22 protein-coding genes and 1 pseudogene are annotated in these 21,710 nt (G+C 60.5%); 14 read left to right on the top strand and 9 right to left on the bottom strand.

Annotation, left to right across the window (positions count from 1 at the left end):
- Nucleotides 1–11 precede the first annotated feature (11 nt).
- From J3O30_RS08215 to rfbA, 8 genes and pseudogenes are all read left to right on the top strand, one after another.
- Nucleotides 12–530: a cupin domain-containing protein gene (locus J3O30_RS08215; protein ID WP_207583732.1), complete on the top strand. Its 519-nt coding sequence runs from the start codon at nt 12–14 to the stop codon at nt 528–530.
- A 10-nt stretch (nt 531–540) separates the two neighbouring features.
- The gene (locus tag J3O30_RS08210; RefSeq protein WP_207583731.1) at nt 541–1,056 is read left to right on the top strand and encodes a GNAT family N-acetyltransferase; all 516 of its coding nucleotides are present in this window, start codon (nt 541–543) and stop codon (nt 1,054–1,056) included.
- Between the two features lie 243 nt (nt 1,057–1,299).
- The gene (locus J3O30_RS08205) at nt 1,300–2,106 is read left to right on the top strand and encodes a hypothetical protein (RefSeq protein ID WP_207583730.1); all 807 of its coding nucleotides are present in this window, start codon (nt 1,300–1,302) and stop codon (nt 2,104–2,106) included.
- A 254-nt stretch (nt 2,107–2,360) separates the two neighbouring features.
- Nucleotides 2,361–4,372, top strand: a pseudogene (locus J3O30_RS08200) (glycosyltransferase family 1 protein).
- The gene (gene rfbC / locus J3O30_RS08195) at nt 4,362–4,940 is read left to right on the top strand and encodes a dTDP-4-dehydrorhamnose 3,5-epimerase (protein ID WP_207583728.1); all 579 of its coding nucleotides are present in this window, start codon (nt 4,362–4,364) and stop codon (nt 4,938–4,940) included. Before J3O30_RS08200 ends, rfbC begins: the two are co-directional and overlap by 11 nt.
- Before the next feature lie 6 nt (nt 4,941–4,946).
- Nucleotides 4,947–6,002 (top strand): dTDP-glucose 4,6-dehydratase, encoded by a 1,056-nt coding sequence (rfbB, locus tag J3O30_RS08190; protein WP_207583727.1) that lies wholly within the window; start codon nt 4,947–4,949, stop codon nt 6,000–6,002.
- A 2-nt stretch (nt 6,003–6,004) separates the two neighbouring features.
- The gene (rfbD, locus tag J3O30_RS08185; RefSeq protein ID WP_207583726.1) at nt 6,005–6,892 is read left to right on the top strand and encodes a dTDP-4-dehydrorhamnose reductase; all 888 of its coding nucleotides are present in this window, start codon (nt 6,005–6,007) and stop codon (nt 6,890–6,892) included.
- Between the two features lie 10 nt (nt 6,893–6,902).
- On the top strand, nt 6,903–7,772 hold the full coding sequence (gene rfbA / locus J3O30_RS08180) for a glucose-1-phosphate thymidylyltransferase RfbA (RefSeq protein ID WP_207583725.1): 870 nt from the start codon (nt 6,903–6,905) through the stop codon (nt 7,770–7,772).
- A gap of 46 nt (nt 7,773–7,818) precedes the next feature.
- On the opposite strand, the gene J3O30_RS08175 is transcribed toward rfbA, so the two are convergent.
- The 7 genes from J3O30_RS08175 to J3O30_RS08145 form a co-directional block, all read right to left on the bottom strand.
- Nucleotides 7,819–8,430 (bottom strand): riboflavin synthase, encoded by a 612-nt coding sequence (locus J3O30_RS08175; protein ID WP_207583724.1) that lies wholly within the window; start codon nt 8,428–8,430, stop codon nt 7,819–7,821.
- Complete coding sequence (gene ribD, locus J3O30_RS08170; protein WP_207583723.1) at nt 8,430–9,560, bottom strand: bifunctional diaminohydroxyphosphoribosylaminopyrimidine deaminase/5-amino-6-(5-phosphoribosylamino)uracil reductase RibD; 1,131 nt, start codon at nt 9,558–9,560, stop codon at nt 8,430–8,432. Before ribD ends, J3O30_RS08175 begins: the two co-directional genes overlap by 1 nt.
- Before the next feature lie 3 nt (nt 9,561–9,563).
- A complete protein-coding gene (gene nrdR / locus J3O30_RS08165; RefSeq protein WP_003547190.1) occupies nt 9,564–10,040 on the bottom strand; it encodes a transcriptional regulator NrdR in 477 nt (158 codons plus the stop codon).
- A 9-nt stretch (nt 10,041–10,049) separates the two neighbouring features.
- The gene (gene glyA, locus J3O30_RS08160) at nt 10,050–11,348 is read right to left on the bottom strand and encodes a serine hydroxymethyltransferase (RefSeq protein WP_207583722.1); all 1,299 of its coding nucleotides are present in this window, start codon (nt 11,346–11,348) and stop codon (nt 10,050–10,052) included.
- Nucleotides 11,349–11,563: 215 nt separating this feature from the next.
- Complete coding sequence (locus J3O30_RS08155; RefSeq protein ID WP_207583721.1) at nt 11,564–12,865, bottom strand: L,D-transpeptidase family protein; 1,302 nt, start codon at nt 12,863–12,865, stop codon at nt 11,564–11,566.
- A gap of 441 nt (nt 12,866–13,306) precedes the next feature.
- Complete coding sequence (locus tag J3O30_RS08150; protein ID WP_007626316.1) at nt 13,307–13,822, bottom strand: MarR family winged helix-turn-helix transcriptional regulator; 516 nt, start codon at nt 13,820–13,822, stop codon at nt 13,307–13,309.
- Nucleotides 13,823–13,950: 128 nt separating this feature from the next.
- Complete coding sequence (locus J3O30_RS08145) at nt 13,951–14,388, bottom strand: DUF6163 family protein (protein ID WP_207583720.1); 438 nt, start codon at nt 14,386–14,388, stop codon at nt 13,951–13,953.
- A gap of 228 nt (nt 14,389–14,616) precedes the next feature.
- On the opposite strand from J3O30_RS08145, the gene hemB reads away from it, so the two are divergent.
- The 6 genes from hemB to J3O30_RS08115 all read left to right on the top strand — a co-directional run bounded on the left by hemB (nt 14,617) and on the right by J3O30_RS08115 (nt 18,701).
- Entirely contained in the window at nt 14,617–15,630 is a 1,014-nt protein-coding gene (gene hemB / locus J3O30_RS08140) for a porphobilinogen synthase (protein ID WP_207583719.1), read from the top strand.
- Between the two features lie 72 nt (nt 15,631–15,702).
- Nucleotides 15,703–16,161 (top strand): RDD family protein, encoded by a 459-nt coding sequence (locus J3O30_RS08135; protein WP_207583718.1) that lies wholly within the window; start codon nt 15,703–15,705, stop codon nt 16,159–16,161.
- A gap of 207 nt (nt 16,162–16,368) precedes the next feature.
- Nucleotides 16,369–17,145 (top strand): arginyltransferase, encoded by a 777-nt coding sequence (locus J3O30_RS08130; RefSeq protein WP_207583717.1) that lies wholly within the window; start codon nt 16,369–16,371, stop codon nt 17,143–17,145.
- Nucleotides 17,146–18,033 (top strand): DMT family transporter, encoded by an 888-nt coding sequence (locus J3O30_RS08125; protein WP_207583716.1) that lies wholly within the window; start codon nt 17,146–17,148, stop codon nt 18,031–18,033.
- Nucleotides 18,034–18,090: 57 nt separating this feature from the next.
- On the top strand, nt 18,091–18,312 hold the full coding sequence (locus J3O30_RS08120; protein ID WP_207583715.1) for an AbrB/MazE/SpoVT family DNA-binding domain-containing protein: 222 nt from the start codon (nt 18,091–18,093) through the stop codon (nt 18,310–18,312).
- The gene (locus J3O30_RS08115; protein ID WP_207583714.1) at nt 18,312–18,701 is read left to right on the top strand and encodes a type II toxin-antitoxin system death-on-curing family toxin; all 390 of its coding nucleotides are present in this window, start codon (nt 18,312–18,314) and stop codon (nt 18,699–18,701) included. Before J3O30_RS08120 ends, J3O30_RS08115 begins: the two co-directional genes overlap by 1 nt.
- On the opposite strand, the gene J3O30_RS08110 is transcribed toward J3O30_RS08115, so the two are convergent.
- Complete coding sequence (locus tag J3O30_RS08110) at nt 18,691–19,149, bottom strand: SRPBCC domain-containing protein (RefSeq protein WP_207583713.1); 459 nt, start codon at nt 19,147–19,149, stop codon at nt 18,691–18,693. The two genes, J3O30_RS08115 and J3O30_RS08110, sit on opposite strands and share 11 nt — an antisense overlap.
- Nucleotides 19,150–19,372: 223 nt before the next feature.
- Nucleotides 19,373–21,628, bottom strand: coding sequence for a DNA topoisomerase IV subunit A (parC, locus tag J3O30_RS08105; RefSeq protein ID WP_207583712.1), 2,256 nt, complete (start codon nt 21,626–21,628; stop codon nt 19,373–19,375).
- Between the last annotated feature and the right edge of the window lie 82 nt (nt 21,629–21,710).

Genomic DNA, 21,710 nt, shown 5'->3' with positions numbered 1-21,710 from the left:
AGGAGGACATCATGGCGACGGAACCGAACGCGGTGATCAATACCGCCGATCTCAAACTCGACCACTGGAAACAGGGCGAGTTCTATGAAAGCGCCGATACTTCGTTCGGCACGCTTCTCGGCTTGGCCGGTCTCGGTGTCAGCTACAACGAAGTGCCGCCGGGCAAATCGGGCTGCCCCTTCCACAATCACCACGTCGAAGACGAGCTTTTCTATGTGATAGCAGGCGCCGGCGAATACCGCTTCGGCGACGAGCGCCATGCGATCAAGGGGGGAGACGTGCTCGGCGCGCCGGCCGGTGGGCCGGAGACGGCGCACCAGATCATCAATACCGGCACTGTACCGCTCGTTTATCTCGGCATTTCGACGGTGGCGAAGACCGAAATCGTCGAATATCCCGATTCCGGAAAGTTTCTGGCCAAAACCAACAGGGCCAAGACCAACAGCGACGATAGCAACCCCGGGCGCTTCCGCCATATCGGACGGCCGGAGGGCGATCTCGACTATTGGGATGGCGAACCCGGCGCGTGAAGGACCCGATATGACCGACATTCCGACCCTCGAAACGGAACGGCTGACGCTCCGCCCTCACCGCCTCGCCGATTTCGAGATGCATGCAGTGCTATGGGCGGACGAAGACGTCGTCCGCTTCATCAGCGGTGTACCGTCGACGCGAGAGCAGAGCTGGAGCCGCATGCTGCGCCTTGCCGGCATGTGGCACCATATGGGCTTCGGCTTCCTTGCAATCATCGAAAAGGCGAGCGGCCGGTTCATCGGCGAGGCCGGTTTCATGGAATCCCGCCGGGAGATGACGCCGTCGATCGAGGGAACGATGGAGGTCGGCTGGGCTCTGATGCCCTCGGCGCACGGCCGCGGTTATGCCACCGAGGCGCTGACCGCCCTGATCGGCTGGGCGGAGAGTTATTTCCCGGGAAAACCGATGAGCTGCATCGTCAGCCCGGAAAACCAGGCCTCGTTGAGGGTCGCAGCCAAACTCGGTTTTCGCGAGACTACGCGCACGCAGTATAACGGCGAGATCATTCAGTTTTCGCGTTAGGGAATTCCGCCAAACGGGCAGCGCAGCGCGCGCCATTGTGGGCTTGCTGACGCTTGCCGATATCGCCAACGGCAACAGCAAGCTCAAGCAAAAGGATGTCGACGACCTCAGCTTGCGGCACCCGACTTCATCCCCGAATGGGTCCTTCGCACCGGCTACGCGCAAGGAACGTGCTTTAGGGTCGCCACAGAGGCAGATACCTTCGCCCCCTTACGCCCCATCCATAAGAGGCTAATTACAAATATGACCATTTACATTGTTTGCCATAAGGATTTGCCGAGCTACCCTCCTCCCGCGGGCTCGAAAATCATATGGCTCAATTCTAAACTTCCTCTGGAAAACAAGGGTATGGACGTCATTGCCGGTTATGATTTTTTCAGTGAGCCGGAGGAGCTTCACGCGAAATTGTCGGGATCGCTTGGAACGATAGTCATTGCAAAAGTCGTTTCGGAAGAATCAGTAAAACCTCGTAACATTACTATCTGGCAGTATCGTAAATTTCTAACGCGACTAAAAATAGGAACACCGAATCCCGAATATCCCGGGATGAATACAACGACGTCAGAAGAGGCAGACATCACAAGACCGGAGAATCCGGCGCTTTTTTCAGAAAGTTTCTTTCTACCTCGGCCGTTAAATCTCCATAACATATCTCAACACTATGCACGCTTTCACAGTATTGTTGACTTTATGAGATATACGGCGCTCTCAATCGAAGCAAACAGTTTAACGCAAGCCGAAGCTTTGCATTTTTTTAATTCCAGCACTTTCGTTCCAGGAGGCATTGAACTCGGCACGTATCCGACGGACTGGTGGCTGGAAACTTTTGTGCGCCTTGTCGCGCCGTCTTTTGAATTTGCGAAACGATATCAACCGTTTCAAGCCGAAGATCCCGTGCAGAAACGTGCGATCTCATTTTGCCAGGAGCGTCTGGGAAGCTATCTTCTCATCAAACGGATAGCCGAACTCTATGGCAATAGCCTACCTGGGTCCTTGTTCGGGGATATCGCTACCGTATCGAATGATGGGGTCTATAAAAGCGGCGTATAAACCGAGCGGCCCAATTCCAAACGTAACATCGCAACTCTTTGCGGCACTGGCAGCAGGAGCGGCTGAGCCAATAAATCTGGCTAGAGAAATTGACTGCGGATCGTCGAGTTCCCACACCCCTCCAGGCTGATCAGCGAAAGTTCTGCGAACAGTGTGGCGCAAGCTTCAACTCAAATAGTAGGCACCAAACAGGCTCGAATTGCCGTTCTGCGGATTGCCTATGCAGACGGTAACCATTCGCGAAGGACAAAACCTTGACGATCAATCAGCCCATTTCCGCTCTACCGGCCGGTCTTCCTGATCTGGCGCTTCTCACGGAGAAGGCTGCCGGCACGGGATCCGTGATTATCTATCAGCCTTATCTCGATCCTTCGCAGCGCAGTCAGCTCGATGCCGCTGCCATGCCGCTCGACATCTCGTTCAATACGCACGCTACGACCCGCGAATATGAGCTCTTCCTCACCCTGCATCAGCATCACGAGGCGATCGGCCTCGGCGACGACGTGTTCTGGGGGCTGCTCTCCAGCAAATTCGAGATGAAGTCGGTGACGAGCTTCCCGTCCTTTGTCACCGAGGCGGAAAAGGCCAGGGCAGAGGGTGCGGATGCCTATCTTTACAATCCGCTGATCGGCCACGCGGCGATCTACAGCAATGTCTGGGAACATTCGCTGCTTGGCGGTCACCCCGGCATGGAGCCGATCTTTCTGCATATCCAGGAGCTCGGCTATCCGATCGCGCCGCCGCAGGACAAGACTGCCTTCATGTTCTGCAACTATTTCTGCGGCAATCGGAAATTCTGGTCCGGGTATATCGCCTTTTGCGAACGCATTCTCGAGTCGCTGGAAAACCAGGCGTGCGCTGGCACGGCCGCGGGCACCGCCTATGCCGGCACGGCTCACTATTCACGCGATGCCAACGCGACGATGCGCCCCTTCGTGATCGAGCGTCTGCTCGGGCTTTATGTCCAGCAGGCCATCGCCTCCGGATTGAAGATCGCCGCCTTCGTACCGACCGTTGCCGATTTCGAATGGAAGTTCGGTGTCCGCCTCGGCCGGTTGCTGCATGGCCTCTTCGCCGCCAAGGAAGCCTTTCTACGGAGCCGTGACGAGGCTCTCCTGACCACGTGGCAGCAAGGCCGCCAGCCGCTCATCAAGCAGCCGCATCTGATTTGGGGGGCTGATGATCCGCCCGGCTGGATGCCGCGCGGCCAATTCATCGGCGACCGCGAATTGATGCGCGCCCATGCTCCGCAGGCTTCAGGCGCCTCTCCGGTGCAGCAGCAGCAGGTACGGACGGACAGGCCCGCTATGCCAGCCGCGCCGAAAATCGAGCAGCCGCTCCACAACGCATTGCAGCCCTTTGCCGGCGGGTGGCAGGCACACAAGGACCGTCATTGCATCTGGATCGTGACGCCCGAAAACTACAATCACAGCCACGCCTTCGATGAAGTCGCACTCGGCTTGCAAGGCGCCTTCGAAGAACTCGGCGGCTCGGCACCGATCGTCCGCGACATGGACGCATTCGCCGGCCGTGCGCCGATCATCTACGGCGGCAATCTTCTCGCCCCCGAAATCGTCAGCCATCTGCCGAAGGACAGCGTCGTCATCAATCTAGAGCAGGTGTCCGAAGAAAGCATCTGGATCAATTCGCGCTACACCTCGATCCTGAAATCGCTTCCGGTTCTCGACTACAGCCCGCGCAACCGGGAAAATCTCGCCGCCAAGGGCATTGATCACGCCGGTGTCCTCGAAATCGGTTATAGCCGCTGCCTCAGCCAGATACAGCACGCCCCCGTCAAAGATATCGAAGTGCTCTTCTACGGCTCGATAAACGAACGCCGCCACAATATCCTGACGACGCTGAAGGACGGCGGGCTCAAGGTCGCGCATCTCTTCAACATCTATGGTGCGGAACGCGATGCGGCGATTGCCCGCGCCAAGATCGTCATAAACATCCATCATTATGCGAGCGGCGTCTTCGAGATCGTCCGCATTTCCTATCTGCTCGCCAATCGCGTTTGCGTGCTGACGGAAGGCGACATCAACGATCCAGACCTCCAACCCTTCATCGGCGGCTTGGCAATTGAGCCCTATGACGACATGATCAAGCGCTGCTACAAGCTGATCGCAGATGCCGACGAGCGCGATGCCATTGCCGCGACAGGCCTTGCGGCCATGCGGAGCCGCTCGCAGGCGGACATGCTGATGAGCGTCATGAAGGCTGGCGCCTGATGAAGGCCGCAGAAAAGGTACGTCATGCGCATTGAGGCCGCGGCCATCGAGGGCATCGTCGCAATTACGCCGCCACGCTTCGGCGATCACCGCGGCTACTTCTCCGAGGTATTCAAGGATGCCTGGTTCCGGGAAAATGTGGCCGACGTCACGTTCATCCAGGACAATGAATCGCTTTCGGCGCAGGCCGGCACCGTCCGGGGGCTGCATTTCCAGATCCCGCCCTTCGCACAGGGCAAGCTGGTGCGCTGCCTTGCCGGCCGGATCATGGATGTCGTCGTCGATATTCGCGAGGGATCACCGAGCTTCGGCAAATGGCTCTCTCAGGAGCTCTCGCCGGAGACCGGCAAGCAGCTCTGGATACCGGCCGGTTTCGCACACGGATTCGCAACGATCGAGCCGAACAGCGTCATCAGCTACAAGGTAACCGCACCCTACAGCCCGCAGCATGATCGGGGCATCGCGTGGAACGATCCGGTGATCGGCATTCGCTGGCCCTTCGATGAGAGAGACATGGTGTCGTCCGACAAGGACAAGACGCTGCCGCGGCTCGCCGATCTGCCAGGCCATTTTTCCTATTCAGCACAGCAACCCCAGGATTGATCGACGATGCGCATACTGGTCACGGGCGGAGCGGGCTTCATCGGATCGGCATTGGTGCGCCATCTCGTCAGCGAGATCGGCGCCGAGGTAATGAATGTCGACACGCTGACCTATGCCGGCAATCTGGCATCGCTGACATCCGTCGAATCGGCGCCGAACTATCAATTCCTGCGCGCCGACATCTGCGACCGCGCCGGGATGCAGGAAGCATTCGAGTCCTTCCGCCCTGATACCGTCACGCATCTCGCGGCAGAGAGCCATGTCGACCGCTCGATCTCGGGCGCGGCCGATTTCATTCAGACCAACATCGTCGGCACATTCAGCCTGCTGGATGTCGCACGGCACTATTGGGATGGGCTTGACGCCCGCCGCAAGAGTGCCTTCCGCTTTCTGCACGTCTCGACGGACGAGGTCTACGGCTCGCTCGGCGATGAGGGCCTGTTCGAGGAGACGACGCCTTACGATCCGTCCTCGCCCTATTCCGCCTCCAAGGCCGCGAGCGACCATCTGGCGATCGCCTGGCACCGCACCTACGGCCTGCCCGTCGTCGTCTCCAATTGCTCCAACAACTACGGCCCGTTCCATTTCCCGGAAAAGCTCATTCCGCTGACGATCCTGAACGCGCTGGAGGGCAAGCCTCTTCCGGTTTACGGCAACGGCGCAAATGTCCGCGACTGGCTCTATGTCGAAGACCACGCCCGCGCGCTCTTCACCATCGCATCCAGAGGGCGCCCCGGCGAAAAATACAATGTGGGCGGCCGCAATGAGCGCAGGAACATCGATGTCGTTCATCGCATCTGCGCTGTTCTCGACGGCGTCTACAGTGACAAGGCACCGCATGCACGTCTGATCACCAACGTCACGGATCGCCCCGGACACGACGCACGCTATGCGATCGATGCCTCGAAACTCGAAGGCGAACTCGGCTGGAAAGCGCAAGAGACCTTCGAAACCGGCATCGAGAAGACCGTGCACTGGTACCTGGAAAACGAATGGTGGTGGAGGCCGCTGCGCGAAAACGTCTACTCCGGCGAACGCCTCGGCGTTTTCAAGGAAGGATAGCGATGCGCATCGCCGTCACCGGCAAACGGGGCCAGGTCGTTCAGTCGCTGCTCAGACGTGGCGCCGAAACGGGCGTCGAAATCAGCGCGGTCGGGCGCCCGGAAATGGACCTCGCGAATCCCGAAAGCATCGCAGCCGCCTTTCCGGCTCTGCGCCCGGATGTGATCGTCTCGGCCGCCGCCTATACGGCGGTCGACAAGGCCGAGAGCGAAGCCGAGCTTGCTTTTTCCGTCAACGCGGCGGGCGCCGGGGCGGTTGCCGAGGCTGCCGCGCGGATCAGGGTCCCGATCATCCACATTTCGACCGACTATGTCTTCAGCGGCGACAAGGCCTCCGCGTATTCTGAAGAGGATACGACGGCGCCGATCTCCGTCTACGGACGTTCGAAGCTTGCGGGCGAGACGGCCGTCGCGGCGGCGAACCCGAACCACGTCATCTTGCGCACCGCCTGGGTCTATTCGCCCTTTGGCACCAATTTCCTGAAAACGATGCTGCGACTTTCCGAGACGCGCGATCATCTCCGTGTTGTCGCCGATCAGACGGGATGCCCGACCTCGGCACTCGACATCGCCGACGCGATTCTTGCGATAGCAACCCGTATCGTAGCGGACCCTGCGCCATCGCTCCGCGGCACCTTTCACCTGACCGGCAGCGGCGAAGCAAGCTGGGCTGATTTCGCCGAAGAGATATTCACGGAGCTTTCTAAATCCGGCGGCAGAAACATCGGCGTCGAGCGCATCCCAACGGCGGACTATCCGACACCGGCGAAGCGTCCCGCCAATTCACGTCTCAACGGCGACAAGCTCGCCAGGACATATGGAATCCGGCTCCCGGAGTGGAAGCAGTCTATGACGATTGTCATGCAAGACCTTTTGAATAAAGGTCTTTAAGGAGATGGGCATGAAGGGCATTATTCTCGCCGGCGGCACAGGCACGCGTCTGCATCCGATCACGCAGGCGGTCTCGAAACAGTTGATGCCGGTCTACGACAAGCCGATGATCTACTATCCGCTGACGACGCTCATGCTCGCGGGCATCAGGGAGCTGCTGATCATCACCACGCCTCACGACGTCGAAGCCTTCAAGCGCCTTCTCGGCGACGGCTCGCAATGGGGAATTTCGCTGACCTATGCCGTACAGCCGAGTCCGGACGGCCTCGCCCAGGCCTTCATCATCGGCGCCGACTTCTTGCACGGCGACAGCTCGGCACTCGTTCTCGGCGATAACATCTTCTACGGGCACGGACTGCCGGAAATCATGAAGTCCGGCACGAGCCGGCGGGAAGGAGCGACGGTGTTCGCCTATCACGTCACCGATCCGGAACGCTATGGCGTTGTCGGCTTTGACGAAAAGATGAATGCGCTGTCGATCGAGGAAAAACCGAAAGAGCCAAAATCGAACTGGGCGGTGACCGGCCTCTATTTCTACGACCAGCAGGTGGTCGATATCGCCGCCAACCTGAAGCCGTCACCGCGCGGCGAATTGGAAATTACCGATGTCAACCGCACCTATCTTGAGCGCGGCCAGCTTTTCGTGGAGCTGATGGGCCGGGGCTATGCCTGGCTCGACACCGGCACGCCGGACAGCCTGCACGATGCCGCAGGTTTCGTCAGCACGCTGGAGAAACGCCAGGGCTTCAAGATCGCCTGCCCCGAGGAAGTCGCCTGGCGCATGGGTTACATCTCGCAGGGCGACCTCGCCAAGCTCGCGGAGAAGCTCGGCAAGAGCGCCTACGGCCAGTATCTGACGAAGCTGTCCCCGGATTGGTGAGCTATTTGACCGGCGCGCGCCCTGGAAACCGGTACAGGTTTTCGATTCAGGCGCTCGGGAATTCAGCCAGCCGGGCGGCGTAACGCGCCATGGTGTCGACTTCGAAATTGACGAAATCGCCGGCCTTACGCTCGCCCCAGGTGGTGACCTCGAGCGTGTGGCGGATGAGCAGCACGTCGAAATCCGTGCCGTCGACTGCATTGACCGTCAGCGAGGTGCCGTCGAGGGCGATCGACCCCTTGGGGGCGACGAATTTGGCCAGATGCTCCGGCGCTCGCAGACGGTAGCGTGTGGCGTCGCCCTCCGATGTCACAGAGAGGATTTCCGCCTTGCCGTCGATATGGCCGGAAACGATGTGGCCGCCGAGTTCATCGCCGATCTTCAGCGACCGTTCGAGATTGATGCGGCTGCCTTCCCGCCAGGTGCCGATCGTCGTCAGCCGCAGCGCCTCCTCCCAGGCCTCGACCTCGAACCAGCGGCCGTTGCTGCCCTCTGCCGGAAGTGCGGTGACGGTGAGGCAAATGCCGGAATGCGAGATCGAGGCACCCATGTCGATGGTCGCAGGATCATAAGTGGTCGCGACCCGCAGACGGATGCCCTCCTTCAGCGGGGAAACGGATTCGACCGTGCCGACATCGGTGACTATTCCGGTGAACATCAAAGCCCTCTTTCGTATTCGTCCAGGCGATCGGCCCCGAACATCCGCGTGCCCGTATGGGCGAAACCGGATGGTATGTCGGTTGCCTGAAGCGGGGATTCAATACCGCTCTCGCCGATGACGACGGGCGCCTGATAAAGCTGGATGCGGTCGACGAGGCCGGCTTCCAGGAAAAGCCGCGCCGTCTTGGCGCCGCCCTCGACCAGAAGCGAGGAAATGCCGCGTGTTGCCAGCGCCGGCAGCAGGATTTCCGGATGATAGGGATTGCAATAGACGACCTCGACTCCGGCGGCTTCGAGCGCGGCGCGGCGTGATTCCGTATCGGTGACGCCGGCGGGCGAGGTACCCCCCTCTGCCCCTGACAGCGAAACCTCTTCACTCGCCACCGCGATCACCGGCACGTCCCGCGCCGTTGCAACCAGCTTGCTCGTCAGCGGTAATGCCAGCGAGGGATCGAGCACGATACGGATCGGCGACTGCGCCTCGAGGCCTGGTGTCCGCACCGTCAGCAGCGGATCGTCTGAAATAACGGTGCCGATGCCGACCAGGATGGCGTCGGTTTCGGCGCGCAGCGCCTGAACCTCAGCGCGGGCCTCCGGGCCTGTTATTGCCACCTGTCCCGCCCCTTCGCGGCCGATCATGCCGTCGGCGGAAATGGCAAGTTTGAGAGTCACATAGGGCCGGTTCTTCGTCTGGCGGGTGAGATAGCCGGCGAGCGAACGCCGGCCCTCCGCCTCCAGCACGCCGGCATCCACCTCTATGCCGGCGTCGCGCAGCATGGCGACACCGCGGCCGGAGACGCGAGGGTCGGGATCGGTGACTGAGATGACGACGCGGGCAAGGCCATAGGCGATCAGCGCCTCGGCGCAGGGCGGCGTCTTGCCGTGATGCGAGCAGGGTTCGAGCGTCACATAGGCGGTGGCGCCGCGGGCAGCCGCGCCGGCTTCAGCAAGCGCCTGCGTCTCGGCATGCGGGCGGCCGCCGACGGCGGTGACCGCCTGGCCGACGACGACGCCGTCCTTGACGATCAGGCAGCCGACGGAGGGGTTGGTGGCGGTGCGGCCGAGATGCCGGCGCGACAGGCGGAGCGCCGCCGCCATGAAATTCTCGTCATGCGGCGTGACGCTCATGGCTCACCTATCCAGCGGGTCGCGGGCGATCTTGGCGTTGATTTCGGAAATCACCTTTTCGAAATCCTCGGCGAGCGAGAAATCCCGATAGACCGAGGCGTAGCGCACGAAGCCGACATCATCGAGGCTCTTCATCGCTTCGAGCACCTGCAAGCCGATCTGCTCGGAGGAGATTTCGGTCTCGCCGGAGCTTTCCAGCCGGCGAACGATGCCGGAAACGGCGCGCTCGATGCGGTCACGCTCGACCGGGCGTTTGCGCAGCGCAACTTCGAAGGAGCGCACCAGCTTGTCGCGGTCGAAGGGCACCTTGCGGCCGGTCTTCTTGATGACCATCAGCTCGCGCAGCTGCACACGCTCGAAGGTGGTGAAACGGCCGCCGCAATCCGGACAGATACGCCGCCGGCGGATGGACGTGTTGTCCTCCGCCGGGCGCGAATCCTTGACCTGAGTATCTTCCGAACCGCAATAGGGGCAGCGCATCGCTACTCCTTATCCCATGTAGTCGTACATTGGAAAGCGGTCTGTGAGGTTGACCACCTTACCACGCACGGCGGCTTCGACGGCGGCATTGCCTTCATCGGAATTGGCGACTTTCAGGCCGTCGAGAACCTCGACGATCAGATTGCCGATTTCGCGGAATTCGGCTTCCTTGAAGCCGCGCGTCGTACCGGCCGGCGCGCCGAGACGTACGCCCGAGGTGACGAAGGGCTTTTCCGGATCGAAGGGAATGCCGTTCTTGTTGCACGTGACGTAAGCGCGGCCGAGAGCTGCCTCAGCGCGTTTGCCGGTGGCGTTCTTCTTGCGCAGGTCGACCAGCATCAGATGGTTGTCTGTGCCGCCGGAGACGACGTCGAGGCCGCCCGCCATCAGCGATTCGGCAAGAGCCTTGGCGTTCTTGACGACCTGGGCGGCGTAATCCTTGAACTCAGGCTGCAGCGCCTCGCCGAAGGCGACGGCCTTGGCGGCAATGATGTGCATCAGCGGTCCACCCTGCAGACCGGGGAAAACGGCCGAATTGAATTTCTTCGCCAGATCCTCGTCATTGGTGAGGATGACACCGCCGCGCGGGCCGCGCAGCGACTTGTGGGTCGTCGTCGTCGCAACATGGCAATGCGGGAATGGCGACGGATGCTGGCCGCCAGCAACGAGGCCGGCAATATGGGCCATGTCGACCATCAGGTAAGCGCCGACCGAGTCGGCGATTTCGCGGAACCGCTTCCAGTCCCAGATACGGGAATAGGCAGTGCCACCGGCAATGATCAGCTTCGGCTTGGTTTCCTTGGCCTTGCGCTCGACTTCATCCATGTCGAGCAGGTTGTCGCCTTCACGCACGCCATAGGAGACGACGTTAAACCACTTGCCGGACATGTTGACCGGCGAACCATGCGTGAGGTGGCCGCCCGAATTCAGGTCGAGGCCCATAAACGTATCGCCGGGCTGCAGCAGCGCCAGGAACACGGCCTGGTTCATCTGCGAGCCGGAATTCGGCTGGACGTTGGCGAAATTGACGCCGAACAGCGTCTTGGCGCGTTCGATCGCCAGCTCCTCGGCGATATCGACGAACTGGCAGCCGCCGTAATAACGCTTGCCGGGATAACCCTCGGCATATTTGTTGGTCATGATGGAGCCCTGAGCTTCCAGCACGGCGCGGGAGACGATGTTCTCGGAAGCGATCAGTTCGATCTCGTGCCGTTGGCGACCGAGTTCCTTTCCGATCGCACCGAAAATCTCGGGATCGACGTCCGCAAGCGAGCGGTTGAAGAAGGACTCGGTGGAAGCATTGGTCATGGGCGGGCTCCTCAACTGGAATGCGCTGAGGTATTAGCCTTCCGCTGTGGCAAGGGCAATACGAAGAACGACATTTGCTGAGCAAACCGCGCGCTTCCGCTCTTTTGCGGCCGCGCCGCGCCGAAGACGAGCGGTCACGTTACCGAGCGCCCGCCCCGGCATAAAAAACCGCGCCGGGAAGGCGCGGTTTGAAGATGCGATGCAGAGGCCGCCGCCTACTGGACCGGCTGTTCCATGCCGGCCGTCGTATCGAGCGCCAGCTCGGCATTGCCGTCCATCTGGTAGATGTCGTCGCGGAACTGGACGACGCCGTCCGGCATGCCCCAGGCCGAGATGTAGACGAAATAGACAGGAACTTCGGTGCCGAGTTTGATCGGCGTGTTGACGCCGGTTGCGATCACCTGCTCCATCTGCTGACGGTTCCAGCCGGGGGTCTCTCGCAGCAGCCAGTTCGTCAGGTCGCGCACGTTCTGGACGCGGACACAGCCCGACGATTCGAAGCGCATCAGCTTGTTGAACAGGCCCTGCTGCGGCGTGTCATGCATGTACTCGCCGTTCTTGTTATAGAAGTTGATCTTGGTCGACGCCATGGCGTTGATCTTGCCGGGGTCCTGACGGAACATCAGGTTCGGCGCCTCGCCGTTCCAGTCGACGGTCTCGGGGGCGACTTCATTGCCCTTGCCGTCGATCAGGCGGATGGCGTTCTTTTCGAGATAGGTCGGATCCTTGCGCATCAGCGGCATGATGTCCTTCTCGACAATCGAGCGCGGCGCGGTCCAATAAGGATTGAGGATGACCTCGTAGATCTTCGAGTTGACGAGATGAGTCGGGCGGCTCAAGCGGCCGACAACCGCGGTGTGGCGCGTTGCGACACTGCCGTCTTCAACGGCCTCGACATAGGCAGCCGGAATGTTGACCATCACGTGGCGGCGGCCGAGGTCCTCGGGAAACGTCTGCAGGCGGATGATATTGGTGTTCAGCTGCTGCAGGCGAACGTCGGCCGGGATGTTCAGCGCCTTCAGCGTGAATTCGCCGAGGACACCGTCGGACGGCAGGCCGTGGCGCGCCTGAAAGCGCTTGACGGCGCCGTCGACGTAGGAATCGAAGGCGCTCGACATTCCGGCCTCGCGCGGCAAGTCGCCGGTGATCGCCAGACGCTGGCGTAGCGCCTGGACTGCGGGATGGCTGACGCCGAGCTGCAGGCGCTGGTCGCCGGGATTGACTTCAGGCCAGCCGCCGGCAGCCGCGATCTGCTGATACTGCGTGATCGCCTGCTGGGCGCTGGCGACCGATTGGGGCCCAAGGATCGGGGTATTGGAAACGACGGCGCTTGCCGTACGCGAAGCCGCCTTGGCGTCAAACTGGTCGTCCCAGTTGCCGCGGCGCGGTGCATTGATCAGCGTATCGAGCGCCGATTGCGCGAAGGCCGGTGCGGCAATCGCGCTGGCGCCAACCGTTGCCGCGGACGCAAGGAAAGCGCGGCGCGAGAGAGCTTCAATTCCGTTTTTCTTCGACATAGTCCCAACCACTGAATGCGGCGATAAAGAGAAGCCGCGGCTCTTTGAGATATCACTGCGCTTTAACGCAGATCTCCGTGCATTTGTTGTCCCGGCACATCAAAACTTTCCGCTTGCCCCATCACAAGATTGCGATGCGACAGCCTGAGCGTCCTGATCGGTCCATTGAAAGCGCCGGTTGTTAAGCCTTCCGCTGCCACACCAATATGGCCAATTCGTGTTATCGGGCCGAAAGACGGATGACCCGGCTACCGGAAACACGACACAACGAACCATGACGGGCTAAACCGTGCCGGTTAATAACGGCTAAAAGACGGCTTGAATACCGCGATAATGCTTGCCCGCCTTTGCGTTGCAAAGATGCCACTCGACAGCAAACGGCAAAACCGGACGCGCAGGGACACGTCCGGTTTTCTGCAACCCTGAAGGAGGTCAAGGGTCTTAGAGGCGATACATGATGCTGTCGTTCCAGAAGCGGTCCAGACGCTGGAGCAGCTTGTTCATCTGGGTGAATTCGTCGGTGCCGATGCCGCCGACCTTGTCGATCGAGGTGATGTGGCGTTCGTAGAGCTTGCCGACCGTTTCGGCGATGTCCTGGCCGGTTTCGGTCAGGCTGATGCGGACCGAGCGACGGTCGATGCGCGAGCGCTGGTGGTTGATGAAGCCGAGGTCGACCAGCTTCTTGACGTTGTAGGAAACGTTGGAGCCGAGATAGTAGCCACGCGAGCGCAGCTCGCCGGCGGTCAGCTCGGAATTGCCGATGTTGAAAAGGAGCAGCGCCTGGATGGCGTTGACGTCGCTGCGACCCTGACGGTCGAACTCGTCCTTGATGACGTCGAGAAGACGGCGGTGAAGACGTTCAACAAGATGAAGGGATTCCATGTAAAGATCACGGATGCCCTGATCCTGCTGGTCACGGAAGTTCGATACCGCCTGCGGCTTGATTTTCGTGTTCATATTGACTGCCTCACTGTTTGTTTGGCGGTGTATTTTCTTCCCGCCTTGAGTGAGACCCTATCGAATACATATAAAATTCGACTTAAACCGCAGGCTTAACGGAGCCTTACCGGTAGCCCCACGTTGTCTCAGGGTAAATCAACACTTACCTGGCGGCGATGGCGGCGCTTTTCCAACCAGAGCAGCAGGCGGAAAATCCAGTAAACCACGGCGACAATGACATGCAGCAGGATGATCAGCCTGTTGGGGCCGAAAATATCCGGCAACAGGCCATACATCAGGATTTGCCCGCCGGCAGCCAGCACCCAGATGACCGGACCCCAGGAGACGGTGAGCCAGAGGCCGAGGGAGGCGACGGGAAAAAGTACGGCGAGGCTGGTGCTCGCCACCTTCCATGGCAGGCTCAAAAGATCGAAGCGGCCGGCGCCGACCAGCGAATAGCCGACGAGCATTGCCCAATATTGCAGGCCGAACCAGAAGCAGGATATGGCAACCAGTCTCAGAAAGAGAATGAAGAGGATATCCGCCAGTGTGCGTTTCGGTATCGTCGGGGAATCGGTTTCCATAGCGCAGACATCGGTTTGGGGTTGCATCTTCTTAAAGAGCGCCTCGCGTCTGTCGACGCGCAAACGACGCTCTATCATATCGAGTGCGCGCATAATGCCGAAAAATCGACTTTGATTTCGGCATTATGCGCCAGGTTTTTCCGCCGCGGCCAATCGCCCGGTTTGGATTTTCAAGGCGCCATGATAATGAGCGCTCCAATAAATGGAATGGCCCAGGGGGCAGATATCATGCAGGACAGGACGCATCTCGTCGACGACATCACCGGCCATCGCCGCATGCGGCGCAACCGCAAGTCGGACTGGACACGCCGGCTGGTGCAGGAAAACCGGCTGACGGTCGACGACCTGATCTGGCCGATTTTCATCGTGCCAGGTTCCGGCATCGTCGATCCGATCGCGGCCATGCCGGGGGTCAACCGCATGAGCATCGACAAGGCGGTCGAGGCCGCACGCGAAGCGGCCGGCCTCGGCATTCCCGCGATTGCCACCTTTCCGAACATCGAGATGGAACTGCGCGACGAGACCGGCTCGAACAGCCTCGAAGCCAACAATCTGATCAATCAGGCGACGGCGGCGATCAAGAAGGCGGTGCCCAATATCGGCGTCATCACCGACGTCGCGCTCGATCCCTTCACCAGCCACGGCCATGACGGTATTCTGAGAGACGGCGAGATCGTCAACGACGAGACGGTCGATCAGGTAGCACGTGCCGCGGTGATGCAGGCGGATGCGGGCGCCGACATCATTGCGCCATCGGAGATGATGGACGGACGCATCGGTGCGATCCGCATGGCGCTCGATGCGGCCGGCCACCAGAGCGTCGGCATCATGAGCTATGCGACGAAATTCGCCTCCGCCTTCTACGGCCCCTATCGCGAGGCGATCTCGACCGGCGGGCTGCTGAAAGGCGACAAGAAGACCTATTATATCGACCCGGCCAACGGCACCGAGGCGATCCGCGATGCGGCCCTGGACGTCGAGGAAGGCGCCGACATGCTGATGGTCAAGCCCGGCCTGCCCTATCTCGACATCTGCTGGCGGATGAAGGAGGCCTTCGGCCTGCCGACCTTCGCCTACCAGGTCTCCGGCGAGTACAGCCAGATCAAGGCGGCGGCGATGAACGGCTGGATCGATGGCGAACGGGCAATGCTCGAAACGCTGCTGTCGTTCAAGCGGGCGGGATGCGACGGTATCCTCACCTATTTCGCGATCGAGGTGGCGAAAATCCTCAGCAGGCGATGAATCCGGCAGAAATGTTGTATTTGGTTCTGCCGATACCATATCTGCGGCATCGCTTTTCCGCAGGAGATTGAGATGAGCTACAACCCCAATCCGCTTTATGCCGCACCGGAGGACTGGCGCACCTATAGCGGCGTGTTGAGCCGCCGTGTCTTCGCCTTCATCCTCGACTATCTGATCGTGCTGCTGCTGTGCATCCCCGCGGCGATCGTGCTGTTCTTCCTGTCGATCGTCACGCTCGGGCTCGGCTTCCTGCTCTACCCTGCCCTCTTCGTCATCGTCGCCGGCATCTACTTCGGCCTGACTGTCGGCGGGCGGAGCCAGGCCTCGCTCGGCATGCGCGCAATGGGGATCGCCATCGTGCGCGTCGACGGTCGGCCGATGGATTTCCTGACGGCAATCGTGCATCTGGCGCTGTTCTGGATCCTCAACTCGGTGCTGACGCCGCTCATCCTGCTTGCCGGCCTGTTTACCGAACGCAGCCGTCTCATCCACGACCTGCTGGTCGGCACCGCAACGGTCCGCACGGCCTGAGCGTTGGGCCGAGATCACGGCTGAAACCACTAGGCGGAGACGAAATAAAGTCTCCGCTTTCTCTTTGCCCGGGGGCGCGAGCGCTCCATATCTAAAATTAGAAGACCGATATGAACGGCGAGAACCGTCCCGCTGTTGACGTTTTTTATTCTTAGGTCATGCTGTCAGGAAACGGCACGGTCTCGACAAAGGAAATTTCCGCGACAGATGAATACGCAGACAACGCCATCTCCGCAGTTTTATCTGACGGCTCCGGCTACGTGTCCGTATCTGCCGCATGAGATGGAGCGTAAGGTGTTTACCCATCTGGTAGGGCCCCGCGCTGCCGAGATGAACGACATCTTGACGCAGGGCGGTTTCCGCCGCTCCCAGAATATCGCCTACCGCCCGGCCTGCGAATCCTGTCGCGCCTGCGTTTCCGTGCGCATTCTCGCCCAGGAATTCGAGCCAACAAAATCGATGAAGCGGGTGCTTGCCGCCAACTCCGATGTCATCGCCACCGAATTTACAGCCCAGCCCTCCAGCGAGCAATATTCGCTTTTCCGGCGTTATCTGGATTATCGCCACCAGCAGGGCGGCATGTCAGACATGACGGTGCTCGACTACGCGATCATGGTCGAAGACACGCATGTGAATACGAGAATCGTCGAATACCGCCAGCGTGAAGAAGGCTCCGGACTGGAGCAGCGGCCGAAGGGCGAGCTGCTTGGCGCCGCTCTTACCGACACGATGAGCGACGGGCTATCGATGGTCTATTCCTACTTCAATCCCGATCTCGAGCGGCGTTCGCTCGGCACCTTCATGATTCTCGACCATGTCAGGCGCACGAAGGCGCTCGGCCTACCGCATGTCTATCTCGGCTACTGGGTTCAAGGATCGCGAAAAATGGACTACAAGACACGCTTCCAGCCGCAGGAACATCTGACGCCGCGCGGCTGGGAACGTTTCGATCCCGCATCCATGCCCGAAAGCCCCCACGACTGAATGTTCTCCACCGCTCTTTCCGATCACCGGAAGGGCCTCCTGCTGACGGCGATCGGCGGGCTGGCGCTTTCCATGGATATTCCGCTGATGCGGCTTGCGGACGGCGAGCTGTGGTCGATCCTTGCCGCGAGGAGCATCGCGACGCTGGGTGTGACGTTGCTGGTCGTCGCAGTGCTGCGGATCTTGAACGGGCGCTGGCCGCTGCTCGTGCCGGGCTGGCCGGGCCTCGTCACCGGCCTGCTCTACGGACTGACGACGGTGATCTTTCTTCTCGCCGTCTTCAACACGTCGACGGCCAATGTCGTGTTCATCGTCGCCTTCAATCCGATGTTCGCCGCCCTTCTTTCCTGGATTTTCCTGAAAGAACGGCCGGCGCCGGCAACGCTGATCGCCATGGCGACGATGATCTTCGGCGTCGGCCTGATCGTGCGGGACGGGCTTTCGGGCGGCCATCTGTTCGGCGACATCATGGCGCTGCTGACCGCCTTCATCATTGCCGCCGCCATCACCATCAGCCGCGCTTCCCGCCGCGACATGGGCTTTGCCTCGCTGCTTTCGACGGTGCTGCCGGCGGCGGTCGGACTCGCCTTGGTCATGCCGGCCGGCGGTTTTTCGATCGAGCATCCCGGTTGGATCCTCTTTAACGGCGCGGTCGTGATGCCGCTTGCCTTCTGGTGTCTGGCGACGGGGCCGCGTTACCTCTCCGCGCCCGAAGTCGGCATGTTCTACCTGCTCGAAACCGTGCTCGCACCGATCTGGGTCTGGCTGATCTTTGCGGAAACCCCGGCAACCATGACCCTGGTCGGTGGTGGCATCCTGGTGGCGGCGATCGCGGCACATTCGGTCTGGATGGCGCGGCGGAGAAGCATCCCGCAACCGGCGGAGTAGATGTGTCGTCTCTTTGTCTCCATGTTATAACGTCGTTATTACACTGAGGGTAAAACGATGAACGTCACGATCCGTAGGATCGGCAATTCCGAGGGAATTATCATCTCCAAGGAGGTTCTCGACCGGCTTGGATTGAAGACCGGTGATTCGCTGGAAATGCAGGTTGAAAATGGCGGCATCACTTTGAAGCCGACTGACGAGGATTTGTCGCGTCAGCTCGAGGCCGCACGATATTTCATGGACAAGTATAAGGTCGCTTTGAAAAAGCTCGCCGAATAATGGCCTTCAAATTCCTGACGAGGCCCTTGGTCGAGAGCCTGCAGAAAATGCAGATCGATCGCTTCGGCGGACTTGCTGGATTGAGTGACGATGGCGCGCTGGGGTCTGCTCTCGACCGGCCGATGCACAAGGCGCATTGTGGCTGCGACGACGTCATCGAACTCGCCGCCGCCTATCTTTTCGGCCTTGCCCGCAACCACGCCTTCGTAGACGGTAACAAGCGGATTACGATCGTAACTGCAGGTGTTTTCCTTCTCGAAAACGGCTACGAGATCGAAACGACCGACGCCAATCTCTACGCCTTCGTGCTTGCCGTCGCCGCCGGCGAGATCGACGAAGAAGGTGCTGCCCGCTTCCTCAGGGATTTCAGCGTACCGCTCAACCCGTAGCCTTCATCTGCTGCTGTTCCAGCTCCCTGCCCAGCCCTTCGACCACATGCGCCCAGCCTCGCCGGGTCTTCTCCTCGTGTTCGGCCCACTCGGCGCACATTTCGTGGGTCAGCGTCAGACGGCTGCCGCCGCCGAGAGGCTCGATGTCGATTTCGACACGGTCGCAATTGTGATCATGCTCTTCGACGGAGAAGCTGAAGACCATGCGTTGCGGGCGCTTCAGTTCCAGGAAGACACCCTGGTGAAAGGCGTCGCCTGTGGGACGGCGGTCGACGACGAAGAAACGACCGCCGACATGCGGATCGATATCGGCGCGGATGACATGACCGTCGTCGGTGGCAAACAGGAAGCGGCGGGCGATTTCGGGGTTGAGCCAGGCGTCGTACACCACAGACGGCGGCACGCTGTAGGTTTGGCTCACATGCAATTTGATGGTGCTGGCGGGCATCGATTTTCCTCCGGTAAGGGCGCGCGCACTTTTTCAAGTGCACGGGTCGCGGCCATTTCGCCCGCCTGCGAAAACCGGCCTTATCCTATTTTTGCTGACAGGAATTAGATAGAGGATTTGCCACGCCCGCCAAGAGCCGGGCACGGAAATATAATTCCTCTAATCGGTACTGATCTAAAGAATTATGCAGAAAATCAAAGCGTTACAGCCAAGACGTCTCGCCTCAGCCGGCAAATTTACCGCTGCGCGGAAAACCCTTCGGCACGGTGCGGCCGGCGGTGGCGCGGTCGGACAGCCATTCGGCAAGCTCGTCCTTGTTCTTCGTGAAGGTGCGGCCGGCGCTGTCTTCCCAAACGAGGCCGGTTGATATCGCGAAGCAGCGGACGTCGGAAATGCCGCCATCCTTGTAGCGTTGCAGACGCACGCCCTTGCCGCGCGACATTTCCGGCACCTGCGCCAGCGGAAAGACCAGCAGCTTGCGGTTTTCGCCGACGACGGCGACATGATCGCCGCCGACGGGCACGAGCAGCTGCGTTTCCTCGGGCAGCGCGACGTTCATGATCTGCTTGCCCTTGCGGGTATTGGCGACCAGCTCGGCCTCCGGAACGACGAAGCCGTTGCCGGCTGTGGAGACGATCAGCCGCTTGCGCGAGGGATCGTGAACGAAAGCGGTCAGCACCGCCTGGTCGTTGTCCATGTCGATGATGATGCGCAGCGGCTCGCCGTGACCGCGACCGCCCGGCAGCTTGTCACCGCCGAGCGTAAAGGCCTTGCCGCCTGTGGTGACGATCAGGATCTTGTCCGTCGTCTGCGCCGGGAAGGCCAGCTTCAAGCCGTCGCCTTCCTTGAAGGTCAGCGTCGCCGTATCGGCGATATGGCCCTTCAGCGCGCGGATCCAGCCCTTTTCGGAAATGACGACGGTGATCGGTTCCTTCTCGATCATCGCCTGCTGGATTGCTTCCTCGTCGGTTTCGGGTGCGTCGGCAAACTGGGTACGGCGGCGACCGACCTCGGTCGCCTTGGCGAATTTCTTCTTCACTTCGCCGATTTCCCAGGCGACCGTCTGCCATTGCTTGTCGTCGGAGGCAAGCAGCGCCTCGATCTCACCCTTTTCCTTGGTGAGTTCGTCGAATTCCTTGCGGATCTCGAACTCCTCGAGCTTGCGCAAGGCGCGCAGCCGCATGTTGAGGATCGCCTCGACCTGAATGTCGCTGAGATCCCAGCGCGCCATCATCACCGGCTTCGGCTCATCCTCCTCGCGGATGATCTTGATCACCTCGTCGATGTTGAGATAGGCGATCAGAAGGCCGCCGAGGATTTCGAGGCGCCTGTCGATCGCCGCCAGGCGGAAGCGCGAGCGGCGCTGCAGGACCTCGCGGCGGTGATCCAACCACTCCTTCAGCACTTCGTTCAGCGCCATGACCCGCGGGATGCGGCCCATGGACAGCACGTTCATGTTGAGCGGGAAGCGGCTTTCCAACTCCGTCAGCTTGAACATCGATTCCATCAGGATCGTCGGATCGACGCTACGGGTCTTCGGCACCAGGACGACACGGATGTCCTCGGCCGATTCGTCGCGGATATCTTCCAGCAGCGGCAGCTTGCGGGCGATCAGCAGTTCGGCGATCTTCTCGATCAGCCGCGATTTCTGCACCTGGAAGGGAATTTCGGTGATGACGATCTGGTAGCCACCTCGGCCGAGATCTTCCGTCTGCCATTTCGCCCGTACGCGGAAACCGCCGCGGCCGGTGCGGTAACTCTCGATGATGCTGTCGCGGCTGTCGATGATGATGCCACCGGTCGGGAAGTCCGGGCCGGGAATGAATTCGACGAGCTTTTCGACGGTCGCATCGGGATGTTTGATCAGATGCAGTGCGGCGTCGCAAAGTTCGTGGGCATTGTGCGACGGGATCGAGGTCGCCATGCCGACGGCGATGCCGGAGGAACCGTTGGCGAGCAGGTTCGGGAAGGCGCCGGGAAGGACGACCGGCTCGGAATTCGACTCATCGTAGGTATCGCGGAAATCGACGGCATCCTGATCGATGCCTTCGAGCAGCAGTTCGGAGACCGCCGTCATCTTCGATTCAGTGTAACGCATGGCGGCTGGACTGTCGCCATCGATATTGCCGAAATTGCCCTGGCCGTTGACCAGCGTGTAGCGCTGCGAGAAATCCTGGGCGAGACGAGCAAGCGCGTCGTAGATCGATTGGTCGCCGTGCGGATGGTAGTTACCCATCACCTCGCCGACGATCTTGGCGCATTTCCTGAAGGCCGAAGTCGGCCGCAAGCCCATCTCGTTCATCGCATAGACGATGCGGCGGTGAACGGGCTTCAGACCGTCGCGCACGTCAGGCAGGGCGCGGTGCATGATGGTCGACAGCGCATAGGCGAGATAGCGCTGCTCGAGCGCCGCCTTGAGGTCGACCGGTTGGATGTGATCGTCGTCTCCGCCGGAAGGCGGCAAAATCTCTTGTCCCATAGGTTCTGACTAGCCCAGAAGAGGCTGGCGGGCAAGGAATCCAGGTCATAGCAGCTGTGGATGAAGTCTTGGCACCGACATC

The sequence above is a fragment of the Rhizobium sp. NZLR1 genome (assembly GCF_017357385.1).
Classification (GTDB): Bacteria; Pseudomonadota; Alphaproteobacteria; order Rhizobiales; family Rhizobiaceae; genus Rhizobium.
The sequence above is the reverse complement of the archived record's forward strand: the minus strand, read 5'-3'. Positions and strand labels throughout refer to the sequence as shown.

What these genes read in the sequence shown, in the direction of transcription:
- J3O30_RS08210 (WP_207583731.1), top strand. Translation starts at nt 541, where the DNA reads ATGACCGACATTCCGACCCTCGAAACGGAACGGCTGACGCTCCGCCCT.
- parC (WP_207583712.1), bottom strand. Translation starts at nt 21,628, where the DNA reads ATGGGACAAGAGATTTTGCCGCCTTCCGGCGGAGACGACGATCACATC.
- J3O30_RS08150 (WP_007626316.1), bottom strand. Translation starts at nt 13,822, where the DNA reads ATGAACACGAAAATCAAGCCGCAGGCGGTATCGAACTTCCGTGACCAG.
- J3O30_RS08130 (WP_207583717.1), top strand. Translation starts at nt 16,369, where the DNA reads ATGAATACGCAGACAACGCCATCTCCGCAGTTTTATCTGACGGCTCCG.
- J3O30_RS08215 (WP_207583732.1), top strand. Translation starts at nt 12, where the DNA reads ATGGCGACGGAACCGAACGCGGTGATCAATACCGCCGATCTCAAACTC.
- hemB (WP_207583719.1), top strand. Translation starts at nt 14,617, where the DNA reads ATGCAGGACAGGACGCATCTCGTCGACGACATCACCGGCCATCGCCGC.
- J3O30_RS08115 (WP_207583714.1), top strand. Translation starts at nt 18,312, where the DNA reads ATGGCCTTCAAATTCCTGACGAGGCCCTTGGTCGAGAGCCTGCAGAAA.
- J3O30_RS08145 (WP_207583720.1), bottom strand. Translation starts at nt 14,388, where the DNA reads ATGGAAACCGATTCCCCGACGATACCGAAACGCACACTGGCGGATATC.
- rfbB (WP_207583727.1), top strand. Translation starts at nt 4,947, where the DNA reads ATGCGCATACTGGTCACGGGCGGAGCGGGCTTCATCGGATCGGCATTG.
- rfbA (WP_207583725.1), top strand. Translation starts at nt 6,903, where the DNA reads ATGAAGGGCATTATTCTCGCCGGCGGCACAGGCACGCGTCTGCATCCG.
- J3O30_RS08125 (WP_207583716.1), top strand. Translation starts at nt 17,146, where the DNA reads ATGTTCTCCACCGCTCTTTCCGATCACCGGAAGGGCCTCCTGCTGACG.
- ribD (WP_207583723.1), bottom strand. Translation starts at nt 9,560, where the DNA reads ATGAGCGTCACGCCGCATGACGAGAATTTCATGGCGGCGGCGCTCCGC.
- J3O30_RS08175 (WP_207583724.1), bottom strand. Translation starts at nt 8,430, where the DNA reads ATGTTCACCGGAATAGTCACCGATGTCGGCACGGTCGAATCCGTTTCC.
- glyA (WP_207583722.1), bottom strand. Translation starts at nt 11,348, where the DNA reads ATGACCAATGCTTCCACCGAGTCCTTCTTCAACCGCTCGCTTGCGGAC.
- rfbC (WP_207583728.1), top strand. Translation starts at nt 4,362, where the DNA reads ATGCGCATTGAGGCCGCGGCCATCGAGGGCATCGTCGCAATTACGCCG.
- J3O30_RS08120 (WP_207583715.1), top strand. Translation starts at nt 18,091, where the DNA reads ATGAACGTCACGATCCGTAGGATCGGCAATTCCGAGGGAATTATCATC.
- J3O30_RS08155 (WP_207583721.1), bottom strand. Translation starts at nt 12,865, where the DNA reads ATGTCGAAGAAAAACGGAATTGAAGCTCTCTCGCGCCGCGCTTTCCTT.
- nrdR (WP_003547190.1), bottom strand. Translation starts at nt 10,040, where the DNA reads ATGCGCTGCCCCTATTGCGGTTCGGAAGATACTCAGGTCAAGGATTCG.
- J3O30_RS08110 (WP_207583713.1), bottom strand. Translation starts at nt 19,149, where the DNA reads ATGCCCGCCAGCACCATCAAATTGCATGTGAGCCAAACCTACAGCGTG.
- rfbD (WP_207583726.1), top strand. Translation starts at nt 6,005, where the DNA reads ATGCGCATCGCCGTCACCGGCAAACGGGGCCAGGTCGTTCAGTCGCTG.
- J3O30_RS08205 (WP_207583730.1), top strand. Translation starts at nt 1,300, where the DNA reads ATGACCATTTACATTGTTTGCCATAAGGATTTGCCGAGCTACCCTCCT.
- J3O30_RS08135 (WP_207583718.1), top strand. Translation starts at nt 15,703, where the DNA reads ATGAGCTACAACCCCAATCCGCTTTATGCCGCACCGGAGGACTGGCGC.